Genomic DNA, 18748 nt, shown 5'->3' with positions numbered 1-18748 from the left:
AAGGATGGCTGTGGCGGTGGTTTTGGGGGGATAATGGGTGAGGGGGAAATGTGTGTGCGGAGGCAGGGAAGCGCTTATTTGTTTTTAAGATAACGTTGGGATCAATGGGTTTTATTTAATTTAATAAGTTATTCATTTTAAGTTCCTGATTGCCTAACTAGAAGATACTCAACTGCGTATACCTCACCGGCCCCAACTTCCCGTTATTAGATATATTATATACCGGCGTCTCCTGGTACCTCGATGCCACTGCTACATGTGTATCCCCTGCATGTGGCCGGAACAGCTCCAGCACCACATCAGGATCGTTATTATCCTTACTTAAGTGAGAAAGGAACAAATGGGTCATATACGGCGGCCTATGCGCTTTAAACAGCTCCAAAGCCTGTTTATTGGACAAATGCCCATGCCCTCCCCGGATCCTTCGCTTTAAATGAAAGGGATAACTGCCATTTTCCAGCATCACTTCATCATAGTTGGCTTCCAGGAATGCCGCATGGCAAATCTGGAAATGCCTGATTAGGTGTTCGCAGGGGGCTCCTATATCCGTGAATACCCCGATATTAACCTCGTTGCCAGATATAATAAAGGAATGGGGCTCCACCGCATCATGAAATTTAGGGAATGCCGTAATACTAAGGCCACCGATCTGAACCGGCGTATAGGGGAGGAAGGGGATGGCCTGCTGCTCAGCGAGGGGGAGATTGCCGCTTCGTTGGGTAGCAGGGGTGATGTATACCGGGAGATTGTATTTCTTTGAAAGGATCGTAATCCCTTTGATATGATCCGTATGTTCGTGGGAGATAAAAAGTGCCTTTACTTTTTGCATGCTTAATCCCAGGCGATGCATCCGCCGCTCTGTTTCCCGGCAGGAGAGGCCGGCGTCCACCATGATGGCTTCGTGGTCGTTGCCTATGTAATAGCAATTTCCATTGCTACCGGAATTAAGTGATGTGATGTAAAGTGACATGAAGTTGCAATGTAAATAATTAATTGCTAAAAAAGTTAGTTTTTATTTGACAGGGTTTTAACCTTCAATATTATTGGGAACACAAGGCAGTGATGCGATGAGAAGCGTTTAATAAGGGGTAAAAAAAATAAGGGTGTCTCAAATGAGACACCCTTTGTGGAGCGGGTTCTTGGCGGGACCATCTCTCAATACATGAGCTTTATGAACCTACCAATTAATATCTACCTTCACGCCATCCGGACTATTATCAAATCCCAAATAAAGGGTATGTGACTTTTCATCCCATGACTGTGACAATTTCTTATCCGCTGCTACTACTGATTTAGGCTTCGCCGGCAACAACACCCGCATCGCATTGATCGTTTTCGCCGGGCTCTTCGCCATAAAACTATAGCCATTCGCCGTCACCTTCTCTTCATACACCCTTGCAGCTGTCGCTAATACCTTCGGCTTTGTCTTATCTTTTATCCTGTTGATGTTATACAGGAATGCTTGTGAACCCGGTTCTACCACCTTCTCATCCAGCACCGGCAAGGTAGGATCAAACAGATCTACTACCGGCCCTTTGATCCTGTAAGGGCTTTTATCCGCCACTTCATCCATCACAGCTACAATGTCATAAGGCCCTCTTTCCAGGTACAGGTTGTTCTTCACCTCCAGTTTACCGCCAAAGGCTTCTTTCACCGTAGCTACATATTGCGCTGCCCCATTTGCCTGTAACACAAAATTCTTAGGGTCTTCTTTGATGATGAACACCTTGCCTTTGCCTATATTGTATTTCCCGGCATCTGCTTTCACACCCAGTAAACTGAACAAGTGGGCAGAAGCAGTTTTATACTGCATCCCCTTGGTATTCCACCACTCCATCACGGATTGATACGGATCGTCGTCCTTTGAACAATACACCAGTATACCGCCCTTCTTCACCCATTCTGCAAGGTACTTATGTACGTCTGCAGACATTGGTTTCATATTGGAATAACTCATCACCAGCACCCTGATATCTTTCAATGACGCTGCAAAGGACAGGTTTTCCATATGTACGGTCTGCACAGGGATGCCTAATTTCAACAGTGGCAATGTCTGGCCATAGAAGTTAGAGAACTGCGGATCATCGTAGCCATTATGTGTTGGGAAACGCTGGAACATCAGTGAATTCCCCATCAATACCCCGATTCCGTTTACACCTGTAACCTTATTGGCAGAACGTGGCATATCATTCAGCGCATTTACCATCACCTGCATTTGTGTGGAATAGTATTTTGGTATCAATACCATACTATCACTATTTGCCACCCTATATGGGCTTGTATAGATCCTTTCCGGCCATGGCATCACTTCATAGTCCGCCACCATCGGATAAAGGATCTTGGCGGTAAACGTAGCCTGGTAATTACGTTTGTAATCACTCCAGTCACGCGGCCAGTCTTCGATCGGATCGGTGAGCAGGAATACCTTCCTGTTGGTAGGCGCCGTCATTGAAATAACGGAACCGTATTCCAGGAAAGCATTTTCAAATACACGCTCTTTCTTCAATCCGTCAAAGTATGTCGGCTCACGGGAAGTACCTGTCCATACCTGTGCAATATAACCGTCAATACCAGGAAGGGAGGCCAGGCTTGCTTCAGGGCTTACGATCTGCCAGGAAGAATAGTTTACCAGGGAATGCGTTGGGATAAATACTTTTACATCCAGGCCCTTGGTTTTCCCATAGGCTTTCGCGTAAGAAGATACTTCTTTAATTGCATTGTAGTATAAATGATACTTCAGTTTGCTGGACAAATAAGTATTCTCCGGTGACTCATGTTGCGGCCGCCATGGAAAGCCATAATAACTTTGCCATTCATCTTTGAATACCTGACCATAACCTGCACGGGCCCAGAATTCCGGCTCTTCCAGGTAAATGGCTGTAATACCAGCATCAATGACTTTCTTCACGACCCCGCGTTTCATATAGTCGATAAAGGTGGCTTCCGGTACTACATAGGGGATATTATGCCCATGCCAGATGGTATCTCCATTCTGCATTACCTGGCCAATGCCAAGATGGTTCTTTCCATCCCATTTACCCAGGAAATAATCGTCGTAGGAGCCCCAGGCAATGCCGGTCATAAACTGAACATTATATCCGTGGTCGCGCCATGACTTTACCCTTTGTTCAAAGGTCATATCATGCCTGTCACCTGCGCCATATACAATGGCTATGTCCGATCTTACGTCTATTTCAGGCCGCCACGGACTACCGGTCTGAAAGGCTGTTTTTTCTCCTTTCTGCGCATTTGCAAATATGGATAAGCAAAGGCAGGACATGAGGAGCAATGGTTTCTTCATAAAGGAAAGTTGAGACTTGTAATTAAAAAGAATATTCAAACTTGTAATGAAACAAGAAAATTGAGACCTGAATTTTTAAAATGAATTTGGATAATAACCCACTCCTGCGCGAAGCAGAAGTGGGTTATCCTGATTGAACACTAAACACACATGCCGTAAATGGAGGCTGAAATAACGTGAACTACGATCTTCAGACGAACCCACTCCCACACAAGGCAGGAGCGGGTCATCCGTGTAGACAGCAAACATAGTTGCTGTTAGAGAGTGGAAATTAGCACAAAGGCCTTACGGTACTTTTACCGCAATTGGCTCATTATAATTATACCTGTTTACGCCTTCGATACTATAGTCGATTCTCGCAGCCGCTCTCAGGTAATAAGTTGCATTCTTAAAAGGTAATACCGGTGTGGTCACCGTAATTGTCTGACCCAGTTGTGAGCTTGGGTTGCTGACTGCCACCGTATAACGTGAATCATAATTATTATCGCCCACATTATAGCTGGAAGAATTTACGAACAGGTAAATATTCGTCAGGTTCTTCTGGTAAGCCGGCAGCGTGGTGCCGCGGGAAACCCTGAACTGAACGGTGATGGTATTATCCGCATTGGTTACAGGACTACCCACCCATTCCAGTTCAAGGAAAGGCACTACGGTGAAGTTCTGTGTAACGGTACCATTGATATCGATCGTTACACTGGCATTCTTCGTGGTATCCCCATTGGAGTCGGTTTGTACAAGTGGCACGAAAGGCCCCTGGGGTGTCACGTTATATTTGCCCGCAGGAATAACGGAACATTCAAAATTACCATCCTGCTGCGTGGTGAAATAGAACGGAGTAGGACTTGCTGAATAATTCAGGTCCAGCAGTTTGAACCGCACCCCATTATCACCTACCTGGGTTTGCAGGCCCTTGCCTGTGATCGAGTCTGTAATCAAACCTTTCAATACCATGGAAGGCTTATCCTTATTATCATATTTTGTGCAGGAACAAAATAATCCCAGCGCCAAAACTATATATTGAATTTTCATCGTCTTCAAAATTTAAGTGTATTAATAACCTGAGTTCTGCACCACCTTAGTACTGGTTGTAATCGCTGATCCAGGCAGTTCCTGGTAATACCAGCGGGTATCGAAAGTGAATGTACTGCCTCTTTCATCGTAGCGTGCATCGAAGAACCATTTACCTGCACGGTCAGCATAGAATGGCATCAGGGTACGCCAGCGGGTATTGGATTGTTCTGTGCCAATCACTCTCCAGCGTTTTAAATCCCACCATGCTTTGTTTTCGAATGCCAGTTCTTTACGGCGTTCTTTACGTACTGCTGCGATGAAAGCATCTGTGGAAGCTTTTTCTGCACCGCTCAGTAAGTCGGCACCAGCACGGGTTCTGATCTTGTCAATGCTGGTATAAGCATCGTTCAGGTAATCGGCAGTACCCAGGGAAGCCAATTCTGCTGCAGCTTCTGCACGGATCAGCAGTACTTCTGCATAGCGCATTTCCAGCCATGGTTGTACGGATCTGTTTTCCAGGACTTCGGACTGTGCCATGTTTTCATTCAGCCATTTTCTCACACTGAAGCCAGACATTGCGCAGGTATTATCACCATAGAATACACCTGCTGCACCTGAAGGATTCATCTTGGTACCGTCATGCAGGGTGTAAGCTGTCTGACTACCATTGGATGATGTAGCTAATACTGATGCGCTGGCAGAGTTCTCATACTTTACAGTACTGTTCTCAGGAATTAAACGGGAGATAGCTGAGGAGGAAGTACCGGTATAGATACCTCTCCATATCTGGCAGGCAGTGCCTTTGAACTGATCGTTTGGCAGGATCACAGTAGCCCTGAGACGAGGTTCAGCATTGGCAAAGAACTGCATGGTGCTGTCGTACAGTTTATAGGTACCATCTGCATTGTATACATCCGCATGTCCGTTTGCATCTTTAGGGAAGCCATCGAACATTTCCACGAAATCCAGGGTAGGATTGGTTTCAGAAGAATACCCGTTTGCACCTTTGTATTGAGCAGGTACATTGTAGGCATCATAGCCATGTACGGATTCAGGATAGCTGTATTGTTTTACAAAGATGGCTTCTGAACTGGTTGCTTTGGAGAACAGGTTTTTGAAGTTGTTGTACTGCGCGGTTTTATCACCGGCAGCCCAGTCATTCATATATAAGGAGTAGCCACCTGCATCTACTGCCAGGGCTGCATTGTAAGCCTGTGTGTAGTATTCTTTTGCAAGGTCGGAGCTGAGGCCACAAAGACGTACACCACCTACGATGTAAGAACTGGTGTTGTATTTTGCAATAGAACCTGCGTGTACCATGGCTCTTGCTTTCATGGCATAAGCAGCATATTTATTGGCACGACCTGTCTGGTTGCTGGTTGGCAGCAAAGCTATGGCACTATCATAGTCCGCAGCTACCAGTTTCCAGGTATCTTCTTCTGAAGAGCGGGCGATGTCTACATCATTGATAGATTCTGCCGGGTAGTTCAGTACGCGTGTTACCAGCGGTACGCCACCATAGCGTTTTACCAGTGCAAAGTAAGTGAAGGCGCGGATAAAGTAGGCCTCACCTTTGTATTTATTCACCGTAGCGGCGGTGTAACTGCCCTGGTAGTTCTTAATGTTTTCCAGGAAGTAATTACATTCCCTGATCACGGTATATAAATCGCTCCAGGTATCGCCAAAGTCAGTAGAAGTTGACTCGTTCTTAGCGCCGCTTATTTCACGGCAAAGTGCTTCGCCGGCCATGGTGCTGGGCACTTGTAACACCCAGAAGTGATTGAACAGGTAGTTTGGACTATAACGGAAATCTTCTATCGGCATTTCGCTGTAGATCCTTGCCATGTAAGAGTTGATACCAGCTTCTGAACCGAAGATATCACCGTCCTGGATGATATTGGTAGGAGAAATATCCAGCTTGGTACAGGAAAAGAGCGAAAAACCCAGTATGAATGGTAAGATATATTTAAACTTTTTCATAATAACCAGAATTAAAGATTGATGGTGAAGCCCATGTTATAAGTACGGTTGAGTGGGTATACGTTACCGTAGCTATCACTTGGATGTTCCGGATCAATGAATTTCATGCTTGACCAGGTGTGAGCGTTGTAGACGTTAGCATATACTCTTGCGCCTTTGATACCCACGCGTTTCAGCAGGGATACAGGAAGTGTATAGCCTAATTCCACAGTTTTCAGACGCAGGTAGCTGGCATTTAACCAGGAGAAGGTAGAGTTACCGCGAGCTACTGAACCGGTGTAGGCATATTTACCTTTCACCCATTTAGTATTAGGATCATATGGATTGGCGGTAGGATCTACCGGGTGCCATCTGTCCATGAACTGGTCGAGGGCATTGGAATAGTTGGAGCCCCAGATTGGTTCTGCTAAGATCTCTACATAGTTTACATAAGTTTTTGCTGCACCCTGGAACAAGAGGGCTACATCAAATCCTTTCCAGCTGGCATCCATGGTCAGACCAAAGGAGAACATAGGTCTGTTGCTGTAGCTGATAGGTTGTAAGTCAAGGTCGTTAATGATACCGTCGCCGTTGGTGTCTTCGTATTTGTAGTCACCAGGCAGTGTCCCCTGGTCGTATTTAACCTTGCTGTTTGCAATTTCGTCGTAGCTCTGGAACTGGCCGATGCCTTTGAAGCCCCATACCATGTCAGAGTAACGGTTGTTGTTATTGCTTCTCCATTCGTTGTAGTTATTACCGTATTTACCGGATTCCTGGTAAGTGTACTGTGTGCGGGTGAAACCGAAGGTACCTCTTACATTGTAGCTCACTTCACCAATCTTGTAGTGGTGGGTGATTTCGATATCGATACCACGGGTCATATCACCATTCAGGTTTTCCTGAGGCAGTGCTGCACCTACTACAGACGGCAGGCTTACGGTACGTGTGGTTAACAAACCGCTGCGTTTACGCTGGAAGTAGTCAACGATCAAACCAAACATACCATTTTTGGAAGTGAGGTCCAGACCTACGTCAAACGTTTTAGCAGTATACCATGTAATATTCTTGTTTGCGATTCCGGTGCTAACGGCACTGTTCACGTATGAACCATTGAATACGGAACCACCAGGCAGGTTGTTGTAATCGCCGCCTGCAGGGTAAGTATACCCGTTTAACCACTGGTAAGTAGAAGCGTTATCGTCACCGAGTACACCGTAAGATGCACGGAATTTCGCGTTATCGATGAATTTCACATCCAGGTTTTTCCAGAAGTCTTCATCAGTAAAGCGCCAGCCTACGGAACCAGAAGGGAAGAAGCCCCAGCGGTGAGATTTATCGAAACGGGAAGAACCATCGTAACGGAAATTGAACTCAGCGAGGTATTTTCCTTTGTAGTTATAGTTTGCTTTACCTACATAACCGATGTTTGCATAGTCATACAGATCCCCGCTACCGGTAGACATACTACCTTGCTGATTCACGCTATTACCTGCAGACAACTGATCCAGCAGCAGGGAGAGATCGCGGGCTGCAAAGATGTTATCGCCCTGACGGTGCTGACCTTCTACGAGTGCAAGGATGTTCAGGTTGTGTACTTCGTTGAATGTACGGACATAGTTCAGGGAGAACTGTGTCAGGATGGATTGTTTGGTATAGAATTCCCTGCGGATATTGCTTGGACTCTGGTTCACAGTAGCGTTATAGGATGCTGCTGCGTCATCGTAATTGTAAAGGTTGTATTGTTTTTTATAGATCTTGTTGTCGAGCAACTGGTAGTCGTAACCGAACATACCTTTTGCGCGCAGACCTGTGATGCCCGGTACATCGTATTCCAGGCTTACGTTTGACTGGAACCATTTGTTACCATATTTCCTGTAACCGGACTGATTGGCATCTGCCATTGCTACCGGGTTAGAACCATCTACGGTACCTACCTGCAGGTAGTTAGGGTTATTGTTCGCGTAGATAGGCTGGATAGCAGCGGATCTTTCCATAGAACGAATGATCCAGTCAGTGCTTTCGTAGTTCTTGTTAGACTCATCGAACACACCATTCAGCTGGAAATCAGCTTTCAGTCTGTCAGTGATTCTACCGGTAACGTTTGAACGTAAGTTGTAGCGTTTATAGCTGTTGCTGTTACTACGCAGGAAAGATTCCTGGGAGAGGTAACCGAGTGATGCATAATACTGCACCCTGTCAGAACCGCCGCTGGTGCTCAGGTTGTGCTGAGACATAGGGGCAGAAGGTCTGATCACGGCTTTGTACCAGTCAGTACCTTGTTTGGTGCCATTTTTGTAGGCTGCTACTTCATCGAGGGAGTAGCGGAGCGTGCCACCGTTCTGGTTATGCATGGATTTCTCGTTTGCGAGGGTCATCCAGTCAGCAGCGCTGGTGCTCTTTGGGGAACCGATCGGGGTTTGAATACCGAAGTTCGCGCTGTAGTTAATAACGTTGGTGCCTGCTTTACCTTTTTTGGTGGTGATGAGTACCACACCATTCGCAGCGCGTACCCCGTAAACCGCAGCAGAAGCGTCTTTCAGCACGGAGATGCTTTCAACGTCGTCAGGGTTCAGGCGGGCCATGTTATCACGTGGAATACCATCGATGATGATTAAGGCATCACCCATACCACGGATATCGAAGGAGTTATTGAAGGTACCTGGTTCTGAGGATTTCTGAACGATACGTACGCCGGCCAGTTTACCAGTCAGCATGTTGGTTACGTTTTCGTTCTTGGTGCGGACGATGTCTGCGCTTTTAATGGCGGCTACCGCACCTGTTACGGTGGCCTTTGTTTGCTGACCGTAACCTACCACCACTATTTCCCCCAGGGATTTATTTTCAGCAGTTAATTTAATGTCGATACGTGTACGGTTGCCTACTACTACTTCTTTGGGCGCAAAGCCGATGAAAGTAAAGAGCAGGGTATCGTTTTCACTGCGTACATGGAGTACGAAGTTACCATTAGCATCGGAGGTAGTACCTCTGCCGCTGCCTTTGATACCGATACTTACACCAGGCAATGCTTCGTTGGCATCGTTGGTCACTCTGCCGCTGATAGTGATATCGGCGGGAGGAGCGGGAGGTGTAACTGGTTTATCTTTCTGCCTGATGATAATGGTTTTCTGCCTGATTGTATAATCAAGCGGCTGGTCTTTAAAGCAAAGGCGCAGCACCTCATCAATAGGAGAGTTAGTCACTGAAATGCTTACCCGGCGGGCGCTGGCGAGCATGGGTGAATTATATAGAAAGTTATAACCGCTTTGTTCTTTCAGATCCATCAGGAGTTTTTCCAGCGGCACATTATGCTCCGATATGGTTACATTTTGCGCGTGGCCGTGTACCTGAACGGCAGTAAAAAGTACTAAGAGAAAAGTTTTGAGTAGCAGTTTCAATGGCACGTGGAATTGCCATGGCTTCTTAAATTGTAGATAGCATCGCATAGATGTACGTTTTGGAATTTATGAATGTATTGTTGTCTGTCAGTTTTTTTTATGGAATACGACTTCCGTTCCGGTGCAGTAACTGCATCGGTTGTATTGGTAATGAATATATTATGTTAAGGTAATACTGTTAGTTCCCGTCCCTGAATTTTGAAGTGAATGGTTCCGGTTAGTTCGATCATGCTGAGTACTTCCGAAATATTATCAAAACGTGAAATAGTGCCGGAAAAGATCTTTCCGTTCATGTCGCCTTGGTAATTTACCCTTACGTCATACCAGCGTGCAAGTTTTCGCATAATGCTTTGTATGTTTTCATGGTCAAAAGTAAAATAGCCGTTCTTCCAGGCTATTGCTTCTTCTAAGTTCGCTTTGCAGGTGGTGATCTGACTGATAGAATCTGTGATCTGTGCCTGCATACCCGGTTTCAGTAATTGTTCGCCGGAGCGGTTGTTGACTTTGACAGCGCCCTGTATGAGGGTGACTTTACTCTTCGCCTCGTCTTTATAAGCCATGACGTTGAAGTGTGTACCCAGTACAGTGATGGTGTTGCCATTAAAGTTCACCTTAAATGGTTTGGAATCGTCTTTAGCAATTTCAAAATATACTTCCCCGCTTATTTCCACTAGCCTTTCATTGTTCCTGAAGGTGGTTGGGAATTTTAGGGATGAGGTGGCATTGAGCCATGCTTTGGTGCCATCTTCGAGTACGATCTGGTATTGTCCGCCTGTAGGGGTTGAGATCGTGCTCCAGGATGTTGCGTTTGTACCTGTTCTGTCGTTATATTCTATTAGTCCATTCTGAACCTGTTTAATTGTTACGCCGTTTCTTGTGGTCAGGGAACCTGCACTGGCGCTGTCCAGCGTGATGGTGGAGCCATCTGCCAGGGTGAGGATAGCCTTGTTGCTACCGGGCGTTACCTTGTTGTTGGATGCAAGAGTTTTAGGTGCGGCCGGTTGCAGTTTTGAGTTGTTCTTATAGATGGATGAAAAGAGGATGACGAGACCGGTCACGGCTGCGGCAGCTGTAAGAATAGTGGTCAGTATCCTGATTTTGGTTCGTTTTTTAGGCCTGATCTCCTTTTCCAGCAATGCGTGAATTTCGTTTTCTATTTCGGTTTTGTCACCCATTTCTGCCTGCCAGGGGTGTTCTTCTGCTTCTATCTGGTCGGTATATTCCAGCAGTCGTTGTTTTTCATCGGCTGTAATGGTGCCTGATATCAGTTTTTCGTATAGCAAAAAGAATTCCCGTGGAGTCATTTGTTTGATTTATAGGTATCTTATAATACTTGAGACCTTTTTTTGTCCGCACACACATAAAATTCAGAAATTTTTTTTGCTGGCAGGCCGGGCCGGAAAAAAAAAGAATTATCTCCGCCAAAGTGCTACCTTTATTCCACACTACGTTATGTCCATTTAACATGTCCTTAGGCCATTTATCAGACCATGAACTTTGGGAGTCAATTTTAAGGGGGGATCAGGCGGCCTTTTCGTACTTCTTCAAGAAGCATTGGCAGTCGGTGTACACAACTGTATTTTTCCAGCTAAAAGACAGGGAAGTCAGTAAGGAAATCACCCACGACATTTTCCTGAACATCTGGTTGAAAAGAGAACATCTGGAAATACTTTCATTCTCGGCGTACCTGAAAGCGGCGGGCCGGTATCACGTGTACAGACATTTGAAGAAGGAGAAGGTGAGGCCGGTGGAGTTTAAAGAAGATATCGGGGAATTGGATCATTACGCCTGCCAGAATGAAGGTGACCAGCAGTTGTCGCGACAGGAGCTGGAGAATAATGTGGAGGAGGTTGTAAAAGGCCTACCTAAACGCTGCCGGGAGGTATTTATTTTGAGCAGGCAGGAACATTTGTCCAATGATCAGATAGCGGGTAAGCTGGGCATCTCCAAGCGGACTGTTGAGAACCAGATCACTTACGCGCTGCACCATCTTAGGACAATGTTGAAGGTGATATCTATATTTTTGTTTTAGAAGATACTGTTGTAAATTTTTTCCTGCATTGTATCGTAATGTTCCAGTCTGGTGAATTCATAAGTTTCAGGTTCGAGCCTCAATCCTGCATAAGCCAGGTATTTATTATAATCAACTTCTTTTGTGGTGCTGACATATTGAAATAGTTCGGTGAGTTGCATACCGGCTATCTGCTCACACATTTGCCGGAATTCAGTTTCTGTATAGCCGCGTTGTAATTGCTGGTAATACTTTTTGTAGATGCCACGCATGACATCGTCGAGGGATTTCCTGTTTTTTGTTGCCTGTCTTATTTGCAGGTCAAGTAGTAGGGCTATGAGTGGCCCTTTGTCATAATAGCTGATCCCATCTCCGCCAAAAGGTCCTTCTTCCCAGGTAGCCCAGCTGCTTTCTGTCAGTGACTGATGTAGTTTTCCTGTTTTAGTTTCGTAGGCCATGAGTGAGCTACGGAACTGCTGCAGGCATTCCTGTGCGGTGCTGAGCCCTGCGTGGTGTACGATGATGTATTCGTAATACACCGTTAACCCTTCTGCAACCCAAAGCATTTTTGTTTTGTTGCCATGTTCGTAATCGAATGGTCCGAGTTCGATAGGGCGAATACGCTTTACATTGTAGTGATGGAAATATTCGTGGGCCAGGAAGCTGTAGTTACGCAGCTTCGTTTCCTGCTTGTCCATGCCCTGGCCTGTGAAATTGATGGTGGTAGAGTTGAGATGTTCTATACCACCCTGCCCCTTGCCGTAATCTAAGAAGGTATAATGTGTATAAGGAATGTCGCCAATGATGCTGGCAGCAGTGCTAACAATCTTCTGCAGGTCATTGATGAATGCCTGGCGGTCGAAGTCTGCAAAGCCCAGGCCGACAAAGTAGTGAGGGATACCTTTTACTGTAAAGGTTGGCAAGCTATCCAGGCGCCCGCATAAAAGCGGGCTGTCGTATAAAATATCGAAGTCAGGCGCGGTGAAGTATGCTCCTTTTTTATCCATGCCGGTAGCGACAGACCAACCCTCCGGCGTGATAACTTTTAGCTGGACTGCCTGTTTGATATTTTCAGGATGCATGCAGATGCCGGTGAGGTTTAGTAGTGCACGTTCATTGTCTGCATAAGCGGCTGCTACGAAATCTGAATCAGCTTTTACATCGTACTCAATGGTGTTTTTACCTGCTTTGAAGTTGCTGACTTTTTCAGGGAAAGAAATGAATTGATAATAGCCGGGTGTCCAGCGGGGCATTTTGAATACCTGTGCATTCGTATTGGCAATAGCAACATGCACCCTTCCCGGAAGAAGGGTGATGGTATATTGCAGGCTTTGTGCGATTGAACAATTTGCAATGAAGCAAGCTATTACTGTGGCAAAGGTTTTTATCATTGTACACTCCATTCGTGAATACCTGATGAATTGTCTTTTGGTAATAGAACTTCCAGTCTTAGGGCAGTTGTATTTACCGGTTCAAAAGTTACGCTATTGTATTTGTCTTTTACAACTTCGTAAGGTGTTTTATTGACCACAGGAATCCATTCATCACCTTTTTTGTAGTATAGTTTCCAGCTGGCAGGGATCCTGCATCCGCCGAATGGACCGTCATCATACCAGTATACTTTAGAACTTGAAATGGTGTAGGCCTGATCGAAATCGTATTGCACCCATTCGAGTGTATCCTTTTTAGGCCACCAATGAAGATAAAGGGCAGCATTGTCATGTGCATCTACAGGATCGTACTGATCATTCAGCGCCATGAACATGCGTTTATTTTTGATACTAGCACTCACTGTTGCTTTAGAGGCAATGGTGGGTGCCGGTTTAGGTCTTGCGGCAGAGGATTCGTAAGGGATCCATACCGCCATTTCGCTGGGGCCTCGGTTTGCCCATGCGTAATACGGAATAGCCGTTACCGTTTGCGTAGAGGTAATGAGTGCGTTGGTGTTTAGCTGGCGGCTGGAAGAGGAGCCATCCATTTCAAGCACTGTAACGCCGTTTAATAAGTCAGATTTGTAAACGGGAGAGACCTTTGCATTTTTATTCACGACAATATTTTGTACTGTCGCATCTTTATTATCCGGACCTTCCAGGCAATACATGATAGGGCCACGTTCTAAAGCAAAGCGTTTTTTATCAGCATCAACCTTATTATTAGCCATGATCTTTTGTACGCTCATGGGGAAGGAGAGGCTTACTTTGTCGCCTGACTGCCAGGTACGCTGAATAACAGCATAGCCTTTTTCCATTTTGTAAACAGCAGGCTGGCCATTCAGGAGGATGGTGTATTTTTTGAGTTTCGCACTATCTGCATCGTAGTAGAGATCACCGGGCACGGGCACACCTTTGGCCCATTCGGGAATGCGGATGTGGAGTGCAAATTTCATGGTTTCAGCGCTAGTGGTTTCAGTAGTTGTGGTAGTGTTGGCGTTTGCTGTAGTCACTGTTGTCGTTACTTTCACCGGTGCTACAACAATATTTATGTTGCCATCCCAGGGGTAGTTAGTGATCTGTTGGATCATTACCGGACCTGCAGGTAAATTAATTCGTGCAGTATTCCCGGCAAATAAATTTATATAGAGATTGTTTTGGTTCTGCGCATAAATATAACCCGGCATGGAGGGGAGGAATCGCGTCATGTTTGAAATACAACAGGCACATCCAAACCAGGCGCTTCGCTGATGCTGGCCCATGGATGCCAGTGGATTGGGGTAAAAGAAACGATCACCTGACAGTGAAACGCCGGATAATAATCCATTGTATAAAGTACGTTCCAGTACATCGATGTATTTGGCATCGCCATGCAGCAGGAACATCCGGCTATTCCAGTATACATTTGCAATGGCTGCGCAGGTTTCCGCATAGGCGCTCATGTTAGGTAGTTCGTATGCCTGACCAAATGCTTCGCCATTGCCGGTGGCACCGATACCGCCGGTGATATAGAGCTTCTTTTTCACCACATCATTCCATATATCATCTATTGCATGCAGGTATTGCTGATCACCCGTAAGGGCTGCAACATCTGCCATACCGGTGTACATGTAGGTGGCTCTTACCGCATGGCCTTTGGCTTCGTGCTGATCCACCACTTTTGTGAAGGACTGGTTATATTCACCGCTATAAGGAGATCCTGGTCCGCGTACATCTAAAAAGAACTTAGCAAGATGTAAATAGGCGGTATCACCGGTAACGCGGTATAATTTAGTGAGCCCTGTTTCTACGATCTGGTGGCCCGGCCATTTTTCTTCTTTACCATAACCGAACGTCTTCACCAGGAGATCCGCGTTCCTGGTAGCAATATTTAACAGGCTCTTTTTGCCTGTTGCCTGGTAATGCGCTACTGCGGCTTCGTAGAGATGGCCGGCATTATACAGTTCATGACTCAGGTCTTCTTCCAGCTCCCATCTTTTGCTGCCTATCCATGCATGTGGATGGGAGGCATTCACGGTACGGAAAGTATACAGGTACCCATCTTTTTCCTGGGCAGCGCCGATAATGGCGATGAGGGAATCGAGGTACTGCTCCAGCTCCGGGTTCTTTTTTACCTGCAGGCCATAAGAAGCGCCTTCAATTACCTTATATAAGTCAGTATCATCGAAGGTATATTCTGTCATGGAGTCGCCCGGAATGCTATGTGCTGCACGTCTGAAATTGTCGATACGGCCGGTTTTCCGGCATTGTTCCAGGGTATAGGGAATCGTTACTTCCGCATTAACCCTGATCTTGGGCGCCCAGAAATTGTCCGTAACCTGTACCTGTGTAAAAGCTACAGGTTGTATGGGATAATCTTTTTTCACCTGTGCCTGGAGGCCGGTATAGCATCCAAGTGTTGCGATGATGAGTGTCTTTATCTTCATAGGGATGAAATTATTGATTCCCCCGGGAATGGGTTAAATAGATATTAATCAGATTTGCCTGTATATTAGCAGAATTTTATGTACCGCTACTTCATTATTAACAAACCTTACGACATGGTCTCGCAGTTCGTAAGCCCTGACAAAGTACATCTTTTGGGCGAACTGGATTATGATTTTCCTGAAGGTATTCATGCCGTGGGCAGACTCGACAACCATTCTGAGGGTTTACTTGTTTTAACTACCAATAAGAAGGTCACCCGTTTATTATTTGAAAGTGATCAACCGCATAAACGTACTTACCTGGTGATGGTGGCTAAGATCATGAGCCCGGAGGCGCTGGAACAGCTGCGTAACGGGGTGACGATCCGGATCAAAGGCGGGGTGGATTATGTAACGCCTCCCTGTGATGTGCAGATTGTGGAGAAGCCGGATAATGTAGGGCCTCGGGCGCACGACCTGAAGGAGTACCTGCCGAGGACCTGGATCACTATTACACTCACGGAAGGAAAGTTTCACCAGGTGAGGAAGATGACGGCGGCAGTGGGGCATCAGACTAAGCGACTGATCAGGATATCAATAGAAGATTTGCTGTTAGGTGATCTGCAACCGGGGGAAGTGCAGGAGATGGATGAGGAGACGATTTTCCGGTTGTTGAAAATTGAGGATGCTGCTGGGTAAATAAGGGTTCTTTGTAAAGCGGGGCGCAGGAATTAAAAAGTAGGATATATTCAGGACCTTCGTGGCCGATCGCTAATATTCCCCTATCATTTAGCAATATCGCATCAGTTTGACACCAATATTGTTGCTATTTTGCTAGCTTCCTTATCATGCTTAAAAGTAATTTATGTTGAAACAAAGTGCACTGGCACTGGGTATCCTGCTTTTCTTTCAGGTAACACATGCCCAGGATGCCACACCATCCCGTTATGGAATTATTCCTTATCCGCAACAGCTGGTGCCACAGGCAGGAGAATTTGTCATTACCACGAAAACGAAACTGGTTGTACCGGCCGGGAAGACCTTCAGCAATGAGGCGGCACAGTTACAGGCGCTCATTAAGCAAGGCCTGGGCCAGGCATTGCCGGCAGGCACCAAAGCAGGTGCAGGCAGCATCGTACTGACGCAGAATGATCAGCTGGCTGGAGAAGAAGATTACACTTTATCGATCAGCACCCAGGAAATACAGGTTGGGGCTAAAACACCTACCGGTATGTTCCGCGCTATTCAAACATTGCGCCAGCTGATGCCGGTAGCCGTAGAAGGTACGACTACCAAACTGGCTAAGATAGCGATTCCTGCTGCGAACATCACCGATCATCCGGCTTATGGCTGGCGTGGTATGCACCTGGATGTATCCCGTCACTTTTTCTCTATCGGCTATCTGAAAAAATTCATCAACGTACTGGCTTTGTACAAGATGAATAAATTTCATATTCACCTGACGGATGACCAGGGATGGCGTATTGAAATTAAGAAATATCCTTTGCTGACAGAAAGAGGGGCATGGCGTGAATTTAACAACCAGGATTCCGCTTGTATGGAGAAATCCAAAACCAATCCGGATATGGCGATCGATCCTTCCCATATCATTCATAAAGATGGCAAGACCCTGTATGGCGGGTTCTATACCCAGGCCCAGATGAAGGACCTGATTGCTTATGCAGCAGCACGCCATATCGAAATTATTCCTGAAATCGATATGCCTGGGCATATGATGGCTGCTATCAGGGAATATCCTTTCCTGAGTTGCCAGGGTGGCGTGAAATGGGGTAAATTATTTACCACCCCGATCTGCCCTTGTAAAGAATCTACGTTCGAATTTGCAGAGAATGTATTTACTGAAATCGCGGCATTGTTCCCTTCCCAATACATCCACCTGGGGGCTGATGAAGTGGACAAGTCTACCTGGGAGCACTTTGATGGTGTACAGGATTTCATGAAAGAACATCAGATCAAAGACGTTGATGAACTGCAGAGTTATTTTGTGAAGAGAATGGAAAAGTTCTTCAATTCCAAAGGCAAGAAACTGATTGGCTGGGATGAGATCCTGGAAGGTGGTGTAAGTCCTACGGCCATGGTAATGTACTGGAGAACCTGGGTACCATCAGCACCCATACATGCCGCCAAGAACGGGAACTACGTGATCATGACACCGGGTAATCCCTTGTACTTTGATAATATTCCTGACAGGAATTCTATCTCTAATATATACTATTTCGAACCGGTACCAAAGGGTTTGACTGCTGAGGAAGGTAAATTTATTATTGGCGCACAGGCAAATATCTGGACAGAAAATATTCCTTCAGAAAAGCGTGCAGACTTTATGTATATGCCTCGTATGACAGCCTTGTCTGAATTATTGTGGACGAATAAACCTGATTTTGATGCTTACTCACAGCGTCTCATGACGCAGTACAAACGCCTGGACCTGATGAAAGTAAACTTTCGTATGCCAGATCTGGACGGGTTTACCGAAGAGAATGTATTTGTAGGGAAAACCAGGCTGGAGATAGCAAAGCCTTCTCCTGAAATGAAGATCCGTTATACTACAGATGGCTCATTGCCAACGATGAAATCACCTGAATTGCCGGCTGATTATATCATTCCAGGTAAGATCTCCCTGCGCATTGCGGCCTTTAAGCCCAATGGTGTACATGGTGAGATCTACACACTGAATTTTAAGCCGCAAACTTTCTTCAAACCGACCGGGGTAAGTGGTTTGCAGCAGGGCCTGAAACTGGATTATTTCAATGCTGCGTACAGGGGTGTGACTACCCTGCCGGCTACACCGGATAGTACAGGGTTTGTAAATAATGTGATCATGCCTGATAGTATTGGGCATGGTGGCAGGCCATTTGGTGCTACGCTCAAAGGCTTTATCAATGTACCGGAAACAACCGTTTACAGTTTCTTCCTGACTGCGGATGATGGTGCGAACCTCTACATTGATGGTGAGAAGGTAGTAGACAATGATGGCTGGCATGCGCCGTTGCAGAAGAGTGGACAGATTGCGCTGCAGAAAGGCCTGCATCCTATAGAGGTGAAGTTTGTAGAAGGCGGTGGTGGTTATACGCTGAAGCTGGAGTACCGGGTGAATGGCGGTAAGATAGGGCGGATACCGGATGAGTGGTTGCAGGTAGCAAAGTAGATTTTTAGAAACGGGGTTTTATCAAAAGTGATTTAAAGGCATAGCGTTTTGTGCAAACAAAACTGCG

Annotated in this window: 11 protein-coding genes; 3 read left to right on the top strand and 8 right to left on the bottom strand. The window is 46.0% G+C overall.

Translation table 11 applies throughout. The features are described from left to right. Positions 1-157 precede the first annotated feature (157 nt). The 6 genes from U0033_RS07295 to U0033_RS07270 all read right to left on the bottom strand — a co-directional run bounded on the left by U0033_RS07295 (position 158) and on the right by U0033_RS07270 (position 10970). Positions 158-970 (bottom strand): MBL fold metallo-hydrolase, encoded by an 813-nt coding sequence (locus U0033_RS07295; protein WP_072362463.1) that lies wholly within the window; start codon positions 968-970, stop codon positions 158-160. 207 nt (positions 971-1177) lie between these two features. Continuing rightward, positions 1178-3301, bottom strand: coding sequence for a hypothetical protein (locus tag U0033_RS07290; RefSeq protein ID WP_072362464.1), 2124 nt, complete (start codon positions 3299-3301; stop codon positions 1178-1180). 285 nt (positions 3302-3586) lie between these two features. Continuing rightward, entirely contained in the window at positions 3587-4330 is a 744-nt protein-coding gene (locus U0033_RS07285; protein WP_072362465.1) for a DUF3823 domain-containing protein, read from the bottom strand. Between the two features lie 21 nt (positions 4331-4351). After that, complete coding sequence (locus tag U0033_RS07280; protein WP_072362466.1) at positions 4352-6292, bottom strand: RagB/SusD family nutrient uptake outer membrane protein; 1941 nt, start codon at positions 6290-6292, stop codon at positions 4352-4354. Positions 6293-6303: 11 nt separating this feature from the next. Next, positions 6304-9714: a TonB-dependent receptor gene (locus U0033_RS07275; RefSeq protein ID WP_072362467.1), complete on the bottom strand. Its 3411-nt coding sequence runs from the start codon at positions 9712-9714 to the stop codon at positions 6304-6306. 116 nt (positions 9715-9830) lie between these two features. Beyond that, positions 9831-10970 (bottom strand): FecR family protein, encoded by a 1140-nt coding sequence (locus U0033_RS07270; protein WP_072362468.1) that lies wholly within the window; start codon positions 10968-10970, stop codon positions 9831-9833. A 161-nt stretch (positions 10971-11131) separates the two neighbouring features. Here U0033_RS07270 and U0033_RS07265 point away from each other — a divergent pair, with 161 nt between their 5' ends. Beyond that, a complete protein-coding gene (locus tag U0033_RS07265; protein ID WP_072362469.1) occupies positions 11132-11698 on the top strand; it encodes an RNA polymerase sigma factor in 567 nt (188 codons plus the stop codon). Here U0033_RS07265 and U0033_RS07260 read toward each other — a convergent pair. Together U0033_RS07260 and U0033_RS07255 are read right to left on the bottom strand one after the other, a co-directional pair. Beyond that, positions 11695-13068: a M61 family metallopeptidase gene (locus tag U0033_RS07260; protein ID WP_177318621.1), complete on the bottom strand. Its 1374-nt coding sequence runs from the start codon at positions 13066-13068 to the stop codon at positions 11695-11697. The genes U0033_RS07265 and U0033_RS07260 overlap by 4 nt on opposite strands. Continuing rightward, positions 13065-15533, bottom strand: a complete 2469-nt coding sequence (locus U0033_RS07255; RefSeq protein ID WP_083571576.1) for a glycoside hydrolase family 127 protein — start codon at positions 15531-15533, stop codon at positions 13065-13067. The genes U0033_RS07260 and U0033_RS07255 overlap by 4 nt, the downstream gene beginning before the upstream one ends. A 78-nt stretch (positions 15534-15611) precedes the next feature. Here U0033_RS07255 and U0033_RS07250 point away from each other — a divergent pair, with 78 nt between their 5' ends. Continuing rightward, positions 15612-16211 (top strand): pseudouridine synthase, encoded by a 600-nt coding sequence (locus tag U0033_RS07250; RefSeq protein WP_072362471.1) that lies wholly within the window; start codon positions 15612-15614, stop codon positions 16209-16211. 166 nt (positions 16212-16377) lie between these two features. Then, the gene (locus U0033_RS07245) at positions 16378-18681 is read left to right on the top strand and encodes a family 20 glycosylhydrolase (RefSeq protein ID WP_072362472.1); all 2304 of its coding nucleotides are present in this window, start codon (positions 16378-16380) and stop codon (positions 18679-18681) included. The last annotated feature ends 67 nt before the right edge of the window (positions 18682-18748 follow it).

This window comes from Chitinophaga sancti (genome assembly GCF_034424315.1).
Classification (GTDB): Bacteria; Bacteroidota; Bacteroidia; order Chitinophagales; family Chitinophagaceae; genus Chitinophaga; species Chitinophaga sancti.
Note: the sequence above shows the minus strand (reverse complement) of the source record. Positions and strands in the feature narration are given on the sequence as shown.